This is a genomic window from Mycobacterium sp. SMC-17, assembly GCF_045310915.1.
In the GTDB taxonomy this organism is placed as follows: Bacteria; Actinomycetota; Actinomycetes; order Mycobacteriales; family Mycobacteriaceae; genus Mycobacterium.
The window spans coordinates 100,414-116,422 of sequence record NZ_JBJIAK010000009.1 but is presented as its reverse complement, the minus strand read 5'-3'; the positions used below and the strand labels follow the sequence as shown (position 1 = coordinate 116,422).

General features: G+C 66.5%; 19 protein-coding genes. 9 read left to right on the top strand and 10 right to left on the bottom strand.

What is annotated here, in order from left to right; genetic code table 11:
* Window positions 1-3 precede the first annotated feature (3 nt).
* Both ACJH7A_RS08855 and ACJH7A_RS08850 read right to left on the bottom strand, forming a co-directional pair.
* Window positions 4-399 (bottom strand): VOC family protein, encoded by a 396-nt coding sequence (locus ACJH7A_RS08855; RefSeq protein WP_406801795.1) that lies wholly within the window; start codon window positions 397-399, stop codon window positions 4-6.
* 89 nt (window positions 400-488) lie between these two features.
* Window positions 489-1,367 (bottom strand): exodeoxyribonuclease III, encoded by an 879-nt coding sequence (locus ACJH7A_RS08850; protein WP_406801794.1) that lies wholly within the window; start codon window positions 1,365-1,367, stop codon window positions 489-491.
* Window positions 1,368-1,562: 195 nt separating this feature from the next.
* Here ACJH7A_RS08850 and ACJH7A_RS08845 point away from each other — a divergent pair, with 195 nt between their 5' ends.
* Window positions 1,563-2,021, top strand: a complete 459-nt coding sequence (locus ACJH7A_RS08845) for a hypothetical protein (protein WP_212813770.1) — start codon at window positions 1,563-1,565, stop codon at window positions 2,019-2,021.
* 39 nt (window positions 2,022-2,060) lie between these two features.
* On the opposite strand, the gene ACJH7A_RS08840 is transcribed toward ACJH7A_RS08845, so the two are convergent.
* Window positions 2,061-2,447, bottom strand: coding sequence for a DUF5997 family protein (locus tag ACJH7A_RS08840; protein WP_138249832.1), 387 nt, complete (start codon window positions 2,445-2,447; stop codon window positions 2,061-2,063).
* Between the two features lie 51 nt (window positions 2,448-2,498).
* On the opposite strand from ACJH7A_RS08840, the gene ACJH7A_RS08835 reads away from it, so the two are divergent.
* Window positions 2,499-3,344 carry a hypothetical protein gene (locus ACJH7A_RS08835; RefSeq protein WP_406801793.1) on the top strand — a complete coding sequence of 282 codons (846 nt, stop codon included), beginning with the start codon at window positions 2,499-2,501 and terminating at the stop codon, window positions 3,342-3,344.
* On the opposite strand, the gene ACJH7A_RS08830 is transcribed toward ACJH7A_RS08835, so the two are convergent.
* On the bottom strand, window positions 3,317-4,039 hold the full coding sequence (locus tag ACJH7A_RS08830) for a hypothetical protein (protein ID WP_406801792.1): 723 nt from the start codon (window positions 4,037-4,039) through the stop codon (window positions 3,317-3,319). The two genes, ACJH7A_RS08835 and ACJH7A_RS08830, sit on opposite strands and share 28 nt — an antisense overlap.
* A gap of 51 nt (window positions 4,040-4,090) precedes the next feature.
* Here ACJH7A_RS08830 and ACJH7A_RS08825 point away from each other — a divergent pair, with 51 nt between their 5' ends.
* From ACJH7A_RS08825 to ACJH7A_RS08815, 3 genes are all read left to right on the top strand, one after another.
* Window positions 4,091-4,837, top strand: a complete 747-nt coding sequence (locus tag ACJH7A_RS08825) for a LysR family substrate-binding domain-containing protein (RefSeq protein ID WP_406801811.1) — start codon at window positions 4,091-4,093, stop codon at window positions 4,835-4,837.
* A gap of 49 nt (window positions 4,838-4,886) precedes the next feature.
* Entirely contained in the window at window positions 4,887-5,600 is a 714-nt protein-coding gene (locus tag ACJH7A_RS08820; protein WP_406801791.1) for a TetR/AcrR family transcriptional regulator, read from the top strand.
* 114 nt (window positions 5,601-5,714) lie between these two features.
* Entirely contained in the window at window positions 5,715-7,472 is a 1,758-nt protein-coding gene (locus ACJH7A_RS08815; RefSeq protein WP_406801790.1) for a PE-PPE domain-containing protein, read from the top strand.
* Here the strand turns inward: ACJH7A_RS08815 and ACJH7A_RS08810 are convergent, their stop codons facing one another.
* Complete coding sequence (locus ACJH7A_RS08810) at window positions 7,473-8,651, bottom strand: geranylgeranyl reductase family protein (protein ID WP_346416768.1); 1,179 nt, start codon at window positions 8,649-8,651, stop codon at window positions 7,473-7,475.
* 253 nt (window positions 8,652-8,904) lie between these two features.
* On the opposite strand from ACJH7A_RS08810, the gene ACJH7A_RS08805 reads away from it, so the two are divergent.
* The 3 genes from ACJH7A_RS08805 to nrdF all read left to right on the top strand — a co-directional run bounded on the left by ACJH7A_RS08805 (window position 8,905) and on the right by nrdF (window position 12,350).
* Entirely contained in the window at window positions 8,905-9,627 is a 723-nt protein-coding gene (locus ACJH7A_RS08805; protein ID WP_406801810.1) for a TetR/AcrR family transcriptional regulator, read from the top strand.
* 105 nt (window positions 9,628-9,732) lie between these two features.
* On the top strand, window positions 9,733-11,253 hold the full coding sequence (locus tag ACJH7A_RS08800) for a flavin-containing monooxygenase (RefSeq protein ID WP_406801789.1): 1,521 nt from the start codon (window positions 9,733-9,735) through the stop codon (window positions 11,251-11,253).
* Between the two features lie 134 nt (window positions 11,254-11,387).
* Window positions 11,388-12,350: a class 1b ribonucleoside-diphosphate reductase subunit beta gene (gene nrdF / locus ACJH7A_RS08795; protein ID WP_138249861.1), complete on the top strand. Its 963-nt coding sequence runs from the start codon at window positions 11,388-11,390 to the stop codon at window positions 12,348-12,350.
* Window positions 12,351-12,440: 90 nt separating this feature from the next.
* On the opposite strand, the gene ACJH7A_RS08790 is transcribed toward nrdF, so the two are convergent.
* Both ACJH7A_RS08790 and ACJH7A_RS08785 read right to left on the bottom strand, forming a co-directional pair.
* Window positions 12,441-12,920: a hypothetical protein gene (locus tag ACJH7A_RS08790; RefSeq protein ID WP_133427146.1), complete on the bottom strand. Its 480-nt coding sequence runs from the start codon at window positions 12,918-12,920 to the stop codon at window positions 12,441-12,443.
* Window positions 12,921-12,967: 47 nt separating this feature from the next.
* Complete coding sequence (locus tag ACJH7A_RS08785) at window positions 12,968-13,162, bottom strand: hypothetical protein (RefSeq protein ID WP_110767288.1); 195 nt, start codon at window positions 13,160-13,162, stop codon at window positions 12,968-12,970.
* Between the two features lie 98 nt (window positions 13,163-13,260).
* On the opposite strand from ACJH7A_RS08785, the gene ACJH7A_RS08780 reads away from it, so the two are divergent.
* Entirely contained in the window at window positions 13,261-13,611 is a 351-nt protein-coding gene (locus ACJH7A_RS08780; protein WP_064859061.1) for a DUF3349 domain-containing protein, read from the top strand.
* A gap of 66 nt (window positions 13,612-13,677) precedes the next feature.
* Here ACJH7A_RS08780 and ACJH7A_RS08775 read toward each other — a convergent pair whose 3' ends face one another.
* The 3 genes from ACJH7A_RS08775 to ACJH7A_RS08765 form a co-directional block, all read right to left on the bottom strand.
* A complete protein-coding gene (locus ACJH7A_RS08775) occupies window positions 13,678-14,727 on the bottom strand; it encodes an NAD(P)-dependent alcohol dehydrogenase (RefSeq protein ID WP_064859062.1) in 1,050 nt (349 codons plus the stop codon).
* Between the two features lie 157 nt (window positions 14,728-14,884).
* Window positions 14,885-15,160 (bottom strand): YciI family protein, encoded by a 276-nt coding sequence (locus tag ACJH7A_RS08770; RefSeq protein ID WP_064859063.1) that lies wholly within the window; start codon window positions 15,158-15,160, stop codon window positions 14,885-14,887.
* A 9-nt stretch (window positions 15,161-15,169) separates the two neighbouring features.
* Window positions 15,170-15,847 (bottom strand): TetR/AcrR family transcriptional regulator, encoded by a 678-nt coding sequence (locus ACJH7A_RS08765; RefSeq protein ID WP_064859108.1) that lies wholly within the window; start codon window positions 15,845-15,847, stop codon window positions 15,170-15,172.
* Between the last annotated feature and the right edge of the window lie 162 nt (window positions 15,848-16,009).

The window sequence follows — 16,009 nt, the reverse complement described above, 5'->3', positions numbered from 1 at the left end:
GGACTACGTGGCGGCAACGTTCATCGAGAACATCTGCCAGGAGTGGCCGTCGAGATCGTGGTAGCTGCGGCCGTACATGAAGTCCTCGTCGTCGGTATCGCCCGGCGTTGCGCCCGCGGCGATGGCGCCGTCGACGAGCTTGTCGACACATCCGCGGCTGTCGACCGCCAGACAGATGACGCACTCCTTCGTCTTTGACGCGTCGGCGGTCTCGGCCGAGTGCAGGGAATCGAAGACGTCGCGCTGCGTTAGCATTGCGAACTGGTTCTCGCCCAGCACCAGTGTCACTGCGTTGTCATTGCTGAACGTCTCGTTGACCGCATAGCCGAGCCCGGAGAAGAACTTCCGCGAGCGCGCGACGTCGGCGACGGGCAGGTGAACGAAGATCATGGCGTGCATCGGGCTGCTCCTGTGGTCCGCGGCGCCCGGAAGCGGGTGCCGTCACAGGGGTAGACAGCCGACCCGCGCACAACTCATCGCGCGGCGGTTCAGGGGAAGGCGTAGCGCACAACCACAGGCGCGTGGTCGGACAGCCGCGCGTCGGGCGCGGCTTCCTTGTCGACCGTCACCGACATAGCGGTCCGCGCGAGCCGCGGCGTGGCCAGGTGGTGATCGATGCGCCAGCCCACGTCTTTGACGAACGACTCGCCGGCCCAACTCCACCAGGACAGCGGCCCGGGCCGGTCACCATGCAGCGTCCGCACCACGTCGACGAGTGTGCGCGGCCCGATCTGTGCGTCCAGCCAGGCGCGTTCCTCGGGGAGGAAGCCCTCCATCTTCTGTGCGGGCCGCCAATTCGTCACGTCGTGCGGAAGGTGCGCCAGGTTCAGATCGCCGAGCAGCAGGAACTCGCGGCCCGCCGCGAGCGCCGCCCGCCGGTTGCGGCTCAGCTCGCGCGCGAACGCCCCGAGGAAGCGCATCTTCCTGTCGTACTTGGCGCCGCCGTCGGGCAGATCGCGCATGTTGCCGGGCCGCTGCAGGTGCGCCGGCAGGCCGCCTTTCGGCAGATAGAGGCATGCCACTGTGAGGGGAGCGTGCGCGAGGTCGACCTCGAGGTACCGCCCCTCGTTCGCGAATGTCCCGAGCCCCCGGGTGCGCGGGGGATGCGAGACCCAGGTCCGCACGGCCGTCGGCGCGTCGCGCGTCAGGATGGCGACGCCGTTGCGGCCCGGGATCGAGCCGGAATCCATCGCCGCGTGATAGCCGTCGAATTCGCCGACCTGGTCGGGCGGGCAGCGCAACTCCTGCAGGGCCACCACGTCGAGTCCGCGCCCGGCGAGCCAGGCGTCGAAGCCGCGACGGCGTGCCGCCCGGATCCCGTTGACGTTGAACGTGGCAATGCCCAGCGGCGCGTTTGGTGTAGCCATCGCCTCTACCAAAGCAGATCGGCATGGCGGCTGTTCAGCGGCCTCGGTCTGTCCGCCGATCGGGGGAGAACGGTTCCACCGGCGAATCCGCTGTTCGGGGGAATCCGGAAAGTGGCCGCTCGCGAAATAGTTGTCGGTGTCAAGAGACGGCCCAAACCCCTTCTCGGATCACAACATTCACGTACAGGAGGCCCCATGAACATCACGACGGCTCGGATCGCCGCAGCAGGAACGGGGATCGCCGCCGCGCTGTCCTTCGCCGCGGTCGCCCACGCGGGAACCATGCCGGTCACTCATCCCGGCGAGCCGACCATCGCCATGACGATCACCAACCACACCGACAAGGTGCAGTTCCTGCTCGATGACGGGACGAGCCCCAACGGCAAATGGGTCGACGGTCCTCAGCGGCTACTGGCACCCGGCGCCACCGAAACCGTGACAGCCGTTGCGCCACAGGGCGACTCGCTCGACATGCACGTCGCCTACCGGGTTGGTGTCGGCGGCCCGACCGCCACCTACGAGGTCAACGACTCGAAGACCAACACGAATGTCGCGAACACCAGTGTCACCGGTTTTCTCGCCAAGAACTACTGGATCAATCACAGCTTCAGCAGCCATTACCCCAACACCAACGTGGGCTTCGATCTCTGGTGAGTGCTGCTGTGACGACCGGTGGTAGGTGGCGACCGGTCGTCAGGCTTCGCGCGCCTGATCCGCGTGCAGTGCCTTGATCCGCCGCTGCTCGCGCAGTACCTGCTGGTAGCTCTCGCGTTCGATGATCAGCCAGTCCGGCTTCTCCTCGAGCAGGGCGTCGATCTGCTCGGTGGTCAGCGCCTTCTCGACGCCGCCGCGTGCGAGGCCGGCGATCGAGATACCCAGCTTGGCGGCCACCAGGTTCTTGGGGTGCGGCCCGTTCTTGCGAAGGTCCTTGAGCCACTGTGGCGGATCGGCCTGCAGCGCCGCCAGGTCGGCGCGGGTGATCGCGTTCTCCTGGAACTCGGCAGGTGTCGCGGGCAAGTACACGTCCAGCTTCTTCGCCGCGGTGGCGGGTTTCATGGACTGCGCGTTGGGCCTGCTCATGGGCATCAGCCTATCGGTAGGTCGCTGCGATGACCCCGTACGATCCGCGACGTGGAGTTTTCGACTCTGGATCTCGCGACCCGCAAGTTCTGGCGGGCCACCGGCAGAGGCGTCGACCTCGACGGCGTCGATGCCTGGCTGCAGGCGCCACTCGGGTCCCGGGGCGGCGGGAACAACTGGCTGCGTGATGAAGCGGCCCGCCGCGGTGGCGCGCTGCGCGACGACGACCCCGACGCCGGTTTGCAGCCCGATCTCGAGGGACTGTCCGGGTCCGGATTCGATGCCGCGGCCGTCCACCCGATGATTCACGACTTCTACACCCACACGGCGCGCTGGCGGATGGAGGTGTGGAGCAGCTGGTCACCGTTGTTCTGGCCGGGCGGCGAATTGATATCGCGCATGTTCGGTAAGCGGGTACAGCAACTGGCGCTACCGATGCGTCCCCTTGACGTGGCACGCGGCATCGATGGTCGGGTCTCGGTGATCACCGACGGCACCGGCGCGCAGGTCGCGGCCGGCTGGATCCGGACCTTGCGCGGCAACGGCGACACCGTGTTCAGCGGATGCTATTCGCGCAGAACGCTTCCCGGTGCCGACCGGGCCAGCGTGCACGTGACGTTCCCGTTGGAAGAGGGCAACGTCCAGGTCTTCCTGCGGCCGCAGCACCTGCCGGACGGCGGTCTGCGGTTGTCTTCCCCGGCCGGCCCGTGGGGCGCTGACGGGGCGTACGTCCTGGTGCGCGACCGCGGGCGCTACTTCGCGCGGCGGGTACCCGTGCATGAGACGTTCGACCTCTACGTCGACCGTGAGCAGGTACTTCGCACCGACCATGTGCTGCGGATGTGGAACCTGCCGGCCGTCCGCCTGCACTACAAGCTGGAACGCCGCGGGACGTAACCGGTACGCCCGTCCCAGTAGCCGTGTTCGGACAGCGGCCGGAACCGGTAGGTCGCGAACTCGCGGTGGAAGTCGCGGCGCCGGCGCTCGGCCATCGCATCGGCATGTCGAGCCGGGTCGGCGACCTCGGTCACACCACCCCGGCCGTGCACCATCCCAGTCATCGCCCGCACCGAGGTCCAGATCGAGAAGGTCGAGATCGAACGGGGCGGACGCATCGCGGCCAACGCCAGGGTGGCGTCCGGATGGTCGCGCACCAATCGCTCGACCGGCTTGCCCCACGTGAGGAAGCGCGGGACTTCGGGCAGTCGCATCCGGGCCAGGGTGACGGCGACGACGGGCTCGTCATCGTCGGAAGCCTCGGCCTCCTGCGGTAGATCGGGGAGCGCCACGAGCGTGGACCAGCGCCGCAGAAACGTCATCCGGACATGCCAGCCCGTGGCGAACCGCGCGCCCGCACCGGCCAGGAATGCGTCGATCGCGGCCTCGTCCTCCCACCGGGCGAACATCGCCAGCCGCCGCAACTGCAGCCGGTCGGGGGAGATGGTCGGGGCGCCGAGCCGCATCAGGGACAGACATTCGGCGTAGCGCAGCCCGGCCACCCGGTCGGGCGGCGGTGGTCGCCGCAGCAGCGGCACCGTCGCCGTGACAGGCAGCTCGACGAGATGGAACGTGAAGACGCCGAGCTCGGTCATGCCTCAATTATCGGCGCTGACCACGAACCGCCCGACGCGCGTTTGGGTAGCGTGATCGCCGTGACACCGTCCTCGTCGGCCTCATTGACTCTCGGGTACGTCCCCGGTGGGACGCCCGCGAAGTGGGCGCGGATCTGGGCCGAGCGTCATCCCGAGTCGGCGCTGATTCTGCATCCGGTCTCGGCGGCCGATGCGGCCGACGCGCTGCGGGCCGGCGCCGTCGACGTGGCGCTGCTCCGGCTGCCGGCGGACACGACGGGGCTGGCCGTCATCGCGCTGTATGAGGAGACGACGGTGGCTGTGGTGCCGACCGATCATGTGCTCACCGCGGCCGACGAGATCACCGCCACGGACCTCGACGGCGAGCCGATCCTCGTGCCGCTCGACGACGTCGTCGGCTGGGCGGATGCCCCGGGAAACGCGGTCGAGTACCGGCCCGAAACCACAGAGGGCGCAATAGAACTCGTCGCGACCGGCATGGGTGCCCTCATCGTGCCGCAGTCGCTCGCGCGGCTGTATCACCGCAAGGATCTCACGTACCGGCCGATCACCGACGCGCCCACCTGCCCCGTCGCACTGGCCTTTCCGGAAGGGGAACAGTCGGAACTGGTCGAGGAGTTCATCGGCATCGTGCGGGGCCGGAAGGCCAGTTCGTCGCGGGGCCAGGCCGAGCCGGCGCCGAAACGCAGCGCGCGCGAGAAGACCCTTGCCAAGCAGGCGGCCCGGGCGGCTGCCGGGAAGAGTGCCGTGGGCAAATCGGCCCGAAAGTCAGGCCAGGCCAAGCGCGGTCGGCGCTGACGCCGTTGTAGCCCCTGGCGTTTGCTCAGCGCTACTACACTCCCAGGCCATGAGCAGACCGTCGGCGGGCGCAGGTAAACGCACCACCGCGCCACGATCCGCGACATCACGAGCTCCGCGTACGATCCGTGGTCTCGATGCCGAGCAGCGTCGAGTTCACCGCCGGGAACAACTGCTGGCGTCCGCGTTCGAGTTGATCGCGCGCGACGGTTATGCCAACACCTCGATCGAGCAGATCTGCCAGAACGCGTTCGTGGGAAACAAGGCGTTCTACGAGACATTCGACAGCAAGGAAGACTGCTACATCGAGTTGCTCCGGCAGATCGCCGAGCGAATCGAACGCCAGGTTGTCGAGATCCTCGAGGACACCACCGCTGACAACGACGATATGGTCGAGCGGCTGCTGTCGGCGTTTGCCCACGCCCTGGTCGACGACCCCAGGATCGCGGTGGTGGCGTTCGGGGAATGCGCAGGCATCTCGCCACGGGTCGAGCGGCAGCGCCGCGAGAATCGGCGTTGGACCGCAACGTTTGTCGAAGAGTTGTGGCGGCGTCGCGAGTTCCCAGAGATCGCGGACCTCGCCACGATCGACTTTCATGCGCTGGCGGTCTTGACGGTCGGCGGTCTGTTCGAGGCGGTTGCCGACTGGCTGCACGATTACGAGCCCGACACCGAATCACGGCCGAGCATCGACACTCTCATCGGGAATCTGACGAGCTTCATGGCGGTGGTCCGGGCGGGTATCGCCGCCTCGGTGCGCTGATCGCCGGCCGCGCCATACTCCGGCGCACCCGATCGCGCACCGGTTTGACAAGAGTTCTTGTTTTTGACAAGAGTTCTTGTTCTGAATGAGTGGTTGCTATAACGTCCTGCGGCTATGGGGGTCAATTCAACACAATTGCAATCACCGCGACGGACGACCACGGTCCTGGCGAGGGGTGTCGCGGTCGGTATCGCCGCAGCGGCTGTAGTCGGCGTATCGACGCCGGCCGCGCCGATCGTGTCGCAGGCCGCCGTACGGCTCGTCGACACCACGATCGGCATCGGGGGATCGTTCGACCCCCTCGGGCTGAGCATCCCGATGTTCTTCTACGGAACGGCTGTCCCCCAAGGAGATTCATTCCACGTTGTGCCATACCCGGGGCAGATCAACGTCGAATGGCCGATCATCTCCGCGCTGCCGGGCTTGTCCGGCGTCCCCTACTGGCCGCACTCGCTGAAACAGTCCGAACGCATCGGAGCCGGCTATCTCGAGCAGGACATCGCCAAACAGGCATCTGGCGAGAAGATCACCATCCTCGGCATGTCACAAGGCGCGCAGGTCGCCGAGATCGCGCGCGCCGACATGGCCAAGGACCCGACCTATGTTGCCCACGCCGGCGACTACAGCTTCACCCTCATCGGCGATCCGTACCAACCGAACGGCGGCATCCTGTCACGCTTCACCTCGTGGAGTCGTGTGCCGATCCTCGGTGATCTGTTTCCGCTCGGACGACCGGGGCCGTCCGACAGCCCATTCCAAACCACCGTCTACCAGAACCAGTACGACGGATTCGCTGATTTCCCGGCGTATTTCAACCCGCTGGCCGTCGTCAACGCCTTGCTGGGCATCATGTTCGAACATGTCCTTCCCGGCTATGCGCTGGAGCCCAAGACCAGTTCCAACACCGTCAGCACCACCGTGGGCAACACCACGTACGTGACTTTCCCGCAGCGCCTGCCGCTGCTGGCGCCGCTGCGCCTTGCCGCGTCCCTGATCGGGGCGCAGCGCCTCGTCGACGCCATGGACCCGGTCCTGCGCGTCATCATCGAAAGCGCTTATGACCGCACGGCGGATCCCAGTCAGGTCAAGCAATTCAGCTGGATAACGCCACAGGCCAAGATCTCTGCCGCCCTCAAAGAATTGCCCGGGGCGCTCGCGCAGTCGATGCAGATTCTCCGCACCGGTAAGTACACGCCCACCTTGCCGCAACCCACGGTGGATGCCACCGAACCGGTGACGCCCACGACCGATCACCCGGCGAAGCAGGTGGACAACTCACCGCTGGCCAAGGCGATCCGGCAATCGGTGGTGAATCTGACTGCGGCGCTGACGAATATCACCCGTCCGGTGGCCAAGCTGTTGCAGGTGGTCGGCGGCCAGAAGCCGACGTCGGCGCAAGCGCCGAGCGCCGCCGCAGCCGTCGCCGCCTCGTCGACCACGACCCCGCAGGCGCTACCCAGCGGCGGAACCCGGCTTCCGGTAACGGTAACCACGGCGCCGCAGACGAAAGCGACCACGCTGCAGACGAAGCCGACGGCCGCTGTATCGGAGCGGGCGACGACGCCGGCTGCGCCACCTTCGTCATCTGCCGGGCAAGCGAAACCGGCAAAGTCCGGAAAGCTGCGCCGATCAAGGGCAGATTCCGTCGAGTCCGACCGGGCGCCCCGCGACCAGCGGGAGCAATCCGCCGGCCCCGGCCGTGCGGTATCTGACGCCGACACGTCAGCGCCAAGCATCAAAGCCCCGGCGCCGACCGCCAAAGCCGGCGACCGGAAAAGCGAATCCACCAGGAGCACAACCAAATACGACGCGCCCGCCGGCGCGAAGGCCGATCACACGCCGTCAGGCAAGGGCGCGCGGCCGGCCGCGTAGTCAGGTGTGTGCCGGCCCCTCGGCCTTCTTGTACAGCGACTTGAGCAGCACATCACGAAAGACGCGGCTGTCGACCGCGCGGCGGCCGGCCTCGGCCACCCACGGGATGCCGGCCAGCTTGTGAAAGAACCGGCCACGCCGGTACTCGCGTCCCCACGCCGCCTCGATGCGCTGCTGGTAGTTGGTGAAGTCGTCGGGACCGCCGTTGGTCAACGCGGCGACGGCGCATTCGCCTGCGGCCAAACCGGATTCGAGTGCTTTCGAGATGCCCGCACCGGAGGCCGGCTTGCCGGCGCCCAGCGCGTCACCGGCGAACAGGACGCCGGGCTGCCACGGCGGCCATGCGGTGAACCCCATGGGCAGGCGCCAGGCCCGCACGCTCCGGTTCTTCTTCAACTCGTCGATCGACGGCAGCGCCCAGTCGCGCGGCAGCGTGTGCAGGAAGTCGCCGAGGAACCGGGTGGCGTTGATGGCCTGCCAGTTGCGGTAGCTGTTGACGTAGCCGAGGCCAATGTTGAAGGTGCCGTTGCCCATCGGGAACACCCAGCCGTAGCCGGGCAGCTGGTCACCGTCGAACAGCAGCTTGAGGTAGATCTCCAGCGCGTCGGAGTCGGGACGGTCGGCCGGCATCTCGGCGCGAATGGCGATCGCCGAATAGCCGTGATAACTCGAGTCGACATGCAGCGCTCGTTTGATCGGGGAGTAGGCGCCGTCGGCTGCGATCACGGCGTCCGCGTGCACCGTCTCGCCATCCTTGAGGACCACTCCGGTGACCCGGCCGTCGTCGTTGCGCTCGACACCGGCCACCTCGCCACCCTGGCGGACTTCCGCGCCCGCGGCCGCGGCATGGCCGAGCAACAGCGCATCCAGGTGGGTACGGCTGACGGTGCAGCCGTGGTCGGGCATGCCGGGGCGGCGCGGGAACGACAGCTCCCATTGGTGCGGGCTGAACACCGTGACCCGATTGATCCGGTGGAACCGGGCGACCTCGTCCGCCAGGCCCATCTTCTGCAGGTAGCTGACTCCGCGGGCCGTCAGGCCGTCGCCGCACGGCTTGTCGCGCGGGAAGGTCGCCTTGTCGATGACGAGCACGCTGGCGCCGGTTTGCGCGGCCTGCCACGCAGCCGCCGATCCGGCGGGACCTCCGCCGGCGACGATGACGTCGTACCGCTGCACCATGTGATCAATTCCTTGTCGGGCCGGTACTTTCGGGCGAGGCCTGACGCCGATGCTACGCGTGCAGCCTGTTGATCCGCTGGCTGTGACGAGGCGTCCGAAGGTGTGACATGCGCCGCGCCGGGCAGTCTGAGCAGGTCAGATTTGGCCCGCCCGGTACAGTGGCGGGGTGCGCAGGCCATCTCTTCCACGCACCGGCATCCAGGCCGGGGTGAAAGTTCCTGGTGTGCCGGGCGTGAACGTTCCGTCGGTCACCGTGCAGGTGAAGGTCACTCCGCCCAAGGGTGCGCCCGAGAAGGTCGACGCCCGTAGCGAGCGCTGGCGCGAACACCGGCTCAAGGTCCGCGAGGAGATCGTCGACGCCGCTTTCCGCGCGATCGACCGGCTCGGCCCGAACGTCAGTGTGCGGGAGATCGCCGAAGAGGCCGGCACCGCCAAGCCCAAGATCTACCGGCACTTCGCCGACAAATCCGACATGTTCTCGCAGATCGGCGAGCGGATGCGCGACATGTTGTGGGCGGCCGTCATTCCGTCCATCGACATCGAGCACGATTCGACCGGGCAGATCATCGGCCGCGCCGTCGAACACTATGTGGACCTGGTGGACCAGCACCCCAACGTGGTGCGCTTCCTGCTGCAGGGCAGGTTCGCCGACCAGTCCGCTGCCGCGATGACGACCGTCAACCGCGGCCGCGACATCACCCTGGCGATCGCCGCCATGATCAGCGGCGAACTCAAGGACATGGATCTGGATTCGGCCATCTTCGAGCTGGCGGCGTTCACGCTGTTCGGCGCGGCCGCATCGGCGACCGACTGGTGGCTCGGCGGTAGTGATGAAACTCCGCGCCGGCTGCCCCGCGACCAGTTCGTCGCGCACATGACCACCATCATGATCGGCGCCATCAACGGCACCGCCAGGCTGCTGGGGGTCCGTTTCGACCTGGATCTGCCGGTGCATGACGCGGTCCGCCGCGAATAAAACGTGGGCTGACCACCTCGCTCTAACTGGTGCGTTGACACCTCGATGGTCTGACCGGACACTGTGAAGTATCCGGTACCGCCGTTCCCAGGAAAGAGCAGGTTCATGACGGTTTCCGAACAGTCCGCCGACGTCGAGGTCGCCGCCGAGCCGATCGTGACGCGGGCGGTGATCATCGGGTCCGGTTTCTCCGGGCTGGGCATGGGCATCGCGCTGCGCAAACAGGGCTTCGGTGCGCGCGACTTCCTGATCCTGGAGAAGGCCGACGAGGTCGGCGGCACCTGGCGCGACAACACCTATCCCGGCTGCGCGTGTGACATCCCGTCACACATGTACTCGTTCTCCTTCGAGCCGAAGGCCGACTGGACGCACATGTGGTCGTTCCAGCCCGAGATCCTCGACTACCTCAAGGGCGTCACCGACAAGCACAACCTCCGCCGCAACATCCGGTTCAACACCCACGTCGACCGCGCGCACTGGGACGAAGACGAGCGGCGCTGGCACATCTACGACACCGACGGCCAGGAGTACATCGCGCAGTTCCTGATCTCCGGAGCGGGCGGGCTGCACATCCCGTCGGTGCCCGAAGTTCAAGGTGTCGACGAATACCTCAATGCCGGTGGTGCCGCTTTCCATTCCGCGCAGTGGGACCACAGCGTCGACATCACCGGCAAGCGTGTCGCGGTGATCGGGACCGGCGCCAGCGCCATCCAGATCGTGCCCGCGATCGTCGACCAGGTGTCCGAGTTGCACTTGTACCAGCGCACCCCGGCGTGGGTCATGCCCCGGCCCAACAACGCCTTTCCGGAATGGATGAAGAACACCTTCCGCCGGGTGCCGGGGACCCGGGCGCTCATGCGGGACGCCATCTACTGGATTCACGAAGGCGTCGGCTTCGCGATGACCAAGCAGCCGCGACTGCTCAAAATCGGTGAGCTGCTGGGCAAATGGAACATCAACCGCAGCATCAAGGACCCCGAGCTGCGGCGCAAGTTGACCCCGAACTACGTGGCGGGCTGCAAGCGAATCCTGAACTCCGACACCTACTATCGCGGCATCGCCAACCCGAAGACACAGGTCTTCACCGAGGGTATCGAGCGGATGACCGCGGGGGGCATCGTCACCCGTGACGGCGTCGAGCATCCCGTCGACGTGGTGGTGTGGTGCACCGGTTTCCACGTCACCGACTCGTACACCTACGTCGACATCAAGGGCCTGGGGGGCGAGGACCTGGTCGACCGGTGGAATCGCGAAGGCATGGCGGCGCACCGCGGCATCACGGTGGCGAACATGCCGAACCTATTCTTCCTTCTCGGTCCGAATACCGCACTGGGCCACAACTCGGTGGTGTTCATGATCGAGTCTCAGATCCGCTACGCCGCGCAGGCCATCGCCGCGGCCGACAAGGCGGGCGCCGCCGCGCTCATGCCGAGCCGCCGCGCCCAGGACGAGTACAACGCCGAATTGCAGCAGAACCTGGCCGGCACGGTGTGGAGCACCGGTGGTTGCCACAGCTGGTACATGGACGAGCACGGCGTGAACCGCACCCTGTGGAGTGGCATGACCTGGCAATATTGGCTCGAGACCCGGAAATTCCAGTCGACGGAGTACGAGTTCATCCGCTGAAGTGGCTTCGTGGGCGCGACACGCGAACACAATGTCTAGCGGTCCCTGGTGTGGGTAGATACCAGGGGTAGTGTCTGTGGTGCCGATCCGGCAAACAGAGTTCCAGGCGAAATGGGGTCACGGTGTCTGAAGGTATGAAGCTGATCGACCGGGCCTCCGCGATCAACTGGAACCGCGTGCAGGACGAGAAGGACGCGGAGGTCTGGGACCGTCTCACGGGCAACTTCTGGTTGCCGGAGAAGGTGCCGGTGTCCAACGACATCCCGTCCTGGGGCACCCTGACCGACAGCGAAAAGCAGCTCACCATGCGGGTTTTCACGGGCCTGACGCTGCTCGACACCATCCAGGGCACCGTCGGCGCCGTCAGCCTGATCCCGGATGCGCTGACCCCGCACGAGCAGGCCGTCTACACCAACATCGCCTTCATGGAGTCGGTGCACGCCAAGAGCTACAGCAACATCTTCTCGACGCTGTGTTCCACCGTCGAGATCGACGAGGCCTTCCGCTGGTCGGAGGAGAACCCGAACCTGCAGCGCAAGGCCGAGATCGTCATGAAGTACTACAAGGGTGACGAGCCGCTCAAGCGCAAGGTGGCCTCGACGCTGCTCGAGAGCTTCCTGTTCTACTCCGGCTTTTACCTGCCGATGTACTGGTCCTCGCGCGCCAAGCTCACCAACACCGCCGACATGATCCGGCTGATCATCCGTGACGAGGCGGTGCACGGCTACTACATCGGCTACAAGTACCAGCGCGGCCTGACGATGGTCGACGAGGCCAAGCGGACCGAGCTCAAGGACTACACCTACGAGCTGCTGTTCGAGCTGTACGACAACGAGGTGGAGTACACCCAGGACCTGTACGACGGCGTCGGCCTCACCGAGGACGTCAAGAAGTTCCTGCGCTACAACGCCAACAAGGCGCTGATGAACCTCGGCTACGAAGCGCTGTTCCCGCGCGACGAGACCGACGTGAACCCGGCGATCCTGTCGGCGCTGTCGCCCAACGCCGACGAGAACCACGACTTCTTCTCGGGCTCGGGTTCGTCGTATGTCATCGGCAAGGCCGTGAACACCGAAGACTCGGACTGGGACTTCTAGAAACGCAGTCACGTGCTGTGATGGCGGGGCGCACTCGGGCAACCGGCTGCGCCCCGCAATCAATTGACCGGTGTTCTGGGGCAGGGGCCGTCAGGCCAGCGGCGGCACCGGGTTGATGGTGAACCCGAACTTCGTCAGCGGCTCAAGGGATTTGCGTGCCTCGGGGCTGGCCACCGCGAAGGTGATGATCGCCGTCTGATCGCTGACGGCCGATGCGAACAGCGCCATGAAATTGCGCTGCAGCGCCGAGGTCATGTCGCTGTTGGCGGTCCACTGCGTGATCCACAGGCCGTTGGTCAGGCCGGGATTCACCGCGCTCGCGCAGGTGCCCGCTCGCACCGCGCCGGGCCAGTCACGGGCGGCGATCGCCGGATCGTCCTGGTTGAAACTGCCTGGCGCACAGACGGATTTCTGCCAGTCGTTGAGGACGCCGGTGACGCCGGCGGACACGGGAGCCGGTGCCGGTGCCGGCTCGGGATCGGCCTGCGCGACGCCCGTCGGCAGCAGGGCGATGGCCACGCCGGCAAGGGCCAGCTGGGGCAGCGGAGCACGGCGGCGAGCGGACGTCATGCTCCAAGTATTAATGCGTGACAGTAAATTCCGTCAACAGGGGCAGGTCAGTCCGCGTTGGACTCCCGGTCGCCGACGAAGGCGAGCAGTGCCGCATCGCCGGAGCGGATCACGTCGACGCGCTCACCGCCGTCGCACTGGAACAGCCCGATGGTCAGTTCGTGTGCGCGGCGGCCGATGATCCGCCAGACACCGCCTGCCAGCTCCCAGCGCTGCAGGATGTCTACCGGATCGTCGGGCACAAGGGAGATTGTGGCCGGAACCCCGAGAGCAGACGTGAAAACCCCCGATGTCGGCGCGTCCAGTGGTGGGTTGACCGGGGAGCGGCGAGACTTACCGGGTGTCGACGAAGTCGCTGCTGCTTTCGGTGCTGAACTGGCTGCGTGCCGGTTACCCGGAGGGGGTCCCAGGCCCCGACCGGGTGCCTCTGCTGGCATTGTTGCGGGCCACGCCGCTGACCGAGGAGCAGGTGGCCGAAGTGGTGCGCAATATCGCCGAGGCCTCAGCGCCCGCCGACGTCGACAATCCCATCGAGCGCGACGACATCGCCGAGTTCATCGCCGACGTCACCCACCATGACGCCGGCCCGGAGAACGTCGCGCGGGTGGCTGCCAAACTGGCCGCGGCCGGCTGGCCGTTGGCGGGTATGGACCTGTTGCCTGACGCCGGCCCCGGCACAGACGGCCGATAACGCGTTACGCCGAGGATTGCAGTCACTATTTGACTGCAATCCTCGGCGTTGACGAGAAACCCGCGGCTAGATGGTCGCGGTGTCGATCACGAAGCGGTACCGCACGTCACTGGCGATGACGCGCTCGTAGGCCTCGTTGACGTACGACGCCTCGATGACCTCGATCTCCGGGGTGACGTCGTGCTCGGCGCAGAAGTCCAGCATCTCCTGGGTCTCCGGGATGCCGCCGATCAACGAACCGGCGAGCGTGCGGCGCATGCCGATCAGCGGGAACACCGGCACCTCGAGCGGCTTCTCCGGGGCGCCGAGCTCGACGAGCGTGCCGTCGGACTTCAGCAGGTTCAGGTACAGGCCCATGTTGAGGTTGGCCGACACCGTGTTGATGATCAGGTCGAAGCTGCCGGCCAGCTTCTTGAAGGTGTCCGGGTCATTGGTGGCGTAGTAGTGGTGCGCGCCCAGACGAAGGCCGTCTTCCATCTTCTTGAGCGACTGGCTCAGCACGGTGACCTCGGCGCCCATCGCGACGGCGAGCTTCACGCCGACGTGACCGAGACCGCCGAGACCGACGATGGCGACCTTCTTGCCCGGTCCGGCGTTCCAGTGCCGCAGCGGCGAGTACAGGGTGATGCCGGCGCACAGCAGCGGAGCGGCCTTGTCCAGCGGGATGCTGTCCGGGATGCGCAGCACGTAGTTCTCGTCGACGACGATGGCGGTGCTGTAGCCGCCGTAGGTGGGGGTGCCGTCGCGGCCGGTGGCGTTGTAGGTGCCGATGTTGCCGCCCTTGCCGGTGCAGTACTGCTGCAGGCCGGCCAGGCAATTCTCGCACTCGCGGCACGAGTCGACGAAGCAGCCGACGCCGACGTGGTCGCCGACCTTGTACTTGGTCACCTCGGAGCCGACGGCGGTAACGACACCGGCGATCTCATGGCCGGGTACGACGGGGTAGTTGGCGGGGCCCCATTCGGACTTGACGGTGTGGATGTCCGAGTGACAGATGCCCGCGAACTTGATGTCGAATGCCACGTCGTGCGGGCCGATGTCACGGCGCTCGATGGTGGTCTTGGTCAGCGGGCTGGTCGCTGAGGTCGCGGCGTAGGCGGAAACGGTCGTGGTCATGCGTATCAGTCCTCTTCATTCTCGGCTTGCCTAGCGGCGGTTACCTACTACAAAAGATTAGCGAAGGTAACGAAATGTGGGGCAGTGCGTCAGGCCCTCACCACACTCAACGGCGCCCGGCGCCGAACTAATCCCGGATCCGGCTGTGAATTTCCGGTCAGAGCCCGGCGGCGCGGAAACCGGCGTTGAAGCTCACGCGCTCGTAGGTGGCGACCCCGGCGTGCACGTACGGGTCGCTGGCGGTGAGGGCGTCGGCTTCCTCGGCCGTCATGTCCGAGGCGATGAGTACGGCGCCGCCCTGCGACTCGAGCCGGCCGGCAAGAAGGATGCGGCGCTCCTCGACCAGCTTGCCGAGCCACTCCAGATGCGCGGGTCGCGCCTGGTCGACGACGTCCAAGGGCTGCGTGTAGGTGATGTTCAGTACGTGAAACACGCTAAGAGGTTATCCGGGGCCGGTGTGTTGTTCGATGACCTGCCTGGTGCGCTCGCGTAGGGCGGGTGTTTCGGCGTCGAGGACGCCCAGCACGCGCACGCCGGCATCGGCGACCTGCATGGGCAGATCGCATCGTTCGGGGCCGTGCGGCACCGACCACATGTTGACGAGCGATTCGACCAGCCGGAACGGTAGGTCGGCCGCCGCCGGATGGACGCCGGTGTCCTGCAGGACTGTCCGGCTCAGAGTCAGATAGTACTGTCGCAGGCGCTCGCGGTCGGACCAGAATGGCTCCAGGCGATCGGCGCGCAGTTCGGGAAGCAGGTAGAGCGCGCCCAGATTCCAAGTGCCACCGAGCAATTGGCCACCGTCGAACGCGGCCAGGGCGTGCAGGTGCTCGGTTGCCGACAATGCCGGCGTGGCGCTCTGCAGGCTCGGGATGAACGCCAGTGTCGGGGTGACGGTCTGGCTCAGCACGGCGCACAGGATGTCGTCTTTGGTCTTGAAGTAGTGGTACAACGACGCCTGCCTGATGCCGACCGAATCGGCGATGGTGCGCGTCGACGTACCCGCGTAGCCCAGGGTGGTGAACAATTCGCTTGCGGCATCGAGGATTTCGTCTCGGCCGGTGACGCCCGGGCGCCGCTGGGGCCGCAGTCGAGGCCGTCCTGTGTGGGTGGTCGACATCCATTCATCGTGGTCCACGCCGGCGGGCATCGATACCGGCGGCCAGTATCTGTCACGCGACAGAAACCTACGATATCGGCCGATTACCTGAGGGCCCCGGTTGCTTACATCGTGCTTACTTCGGCGACACCATGCGCGATGGTCCGGGGAGAAAACTGTCAA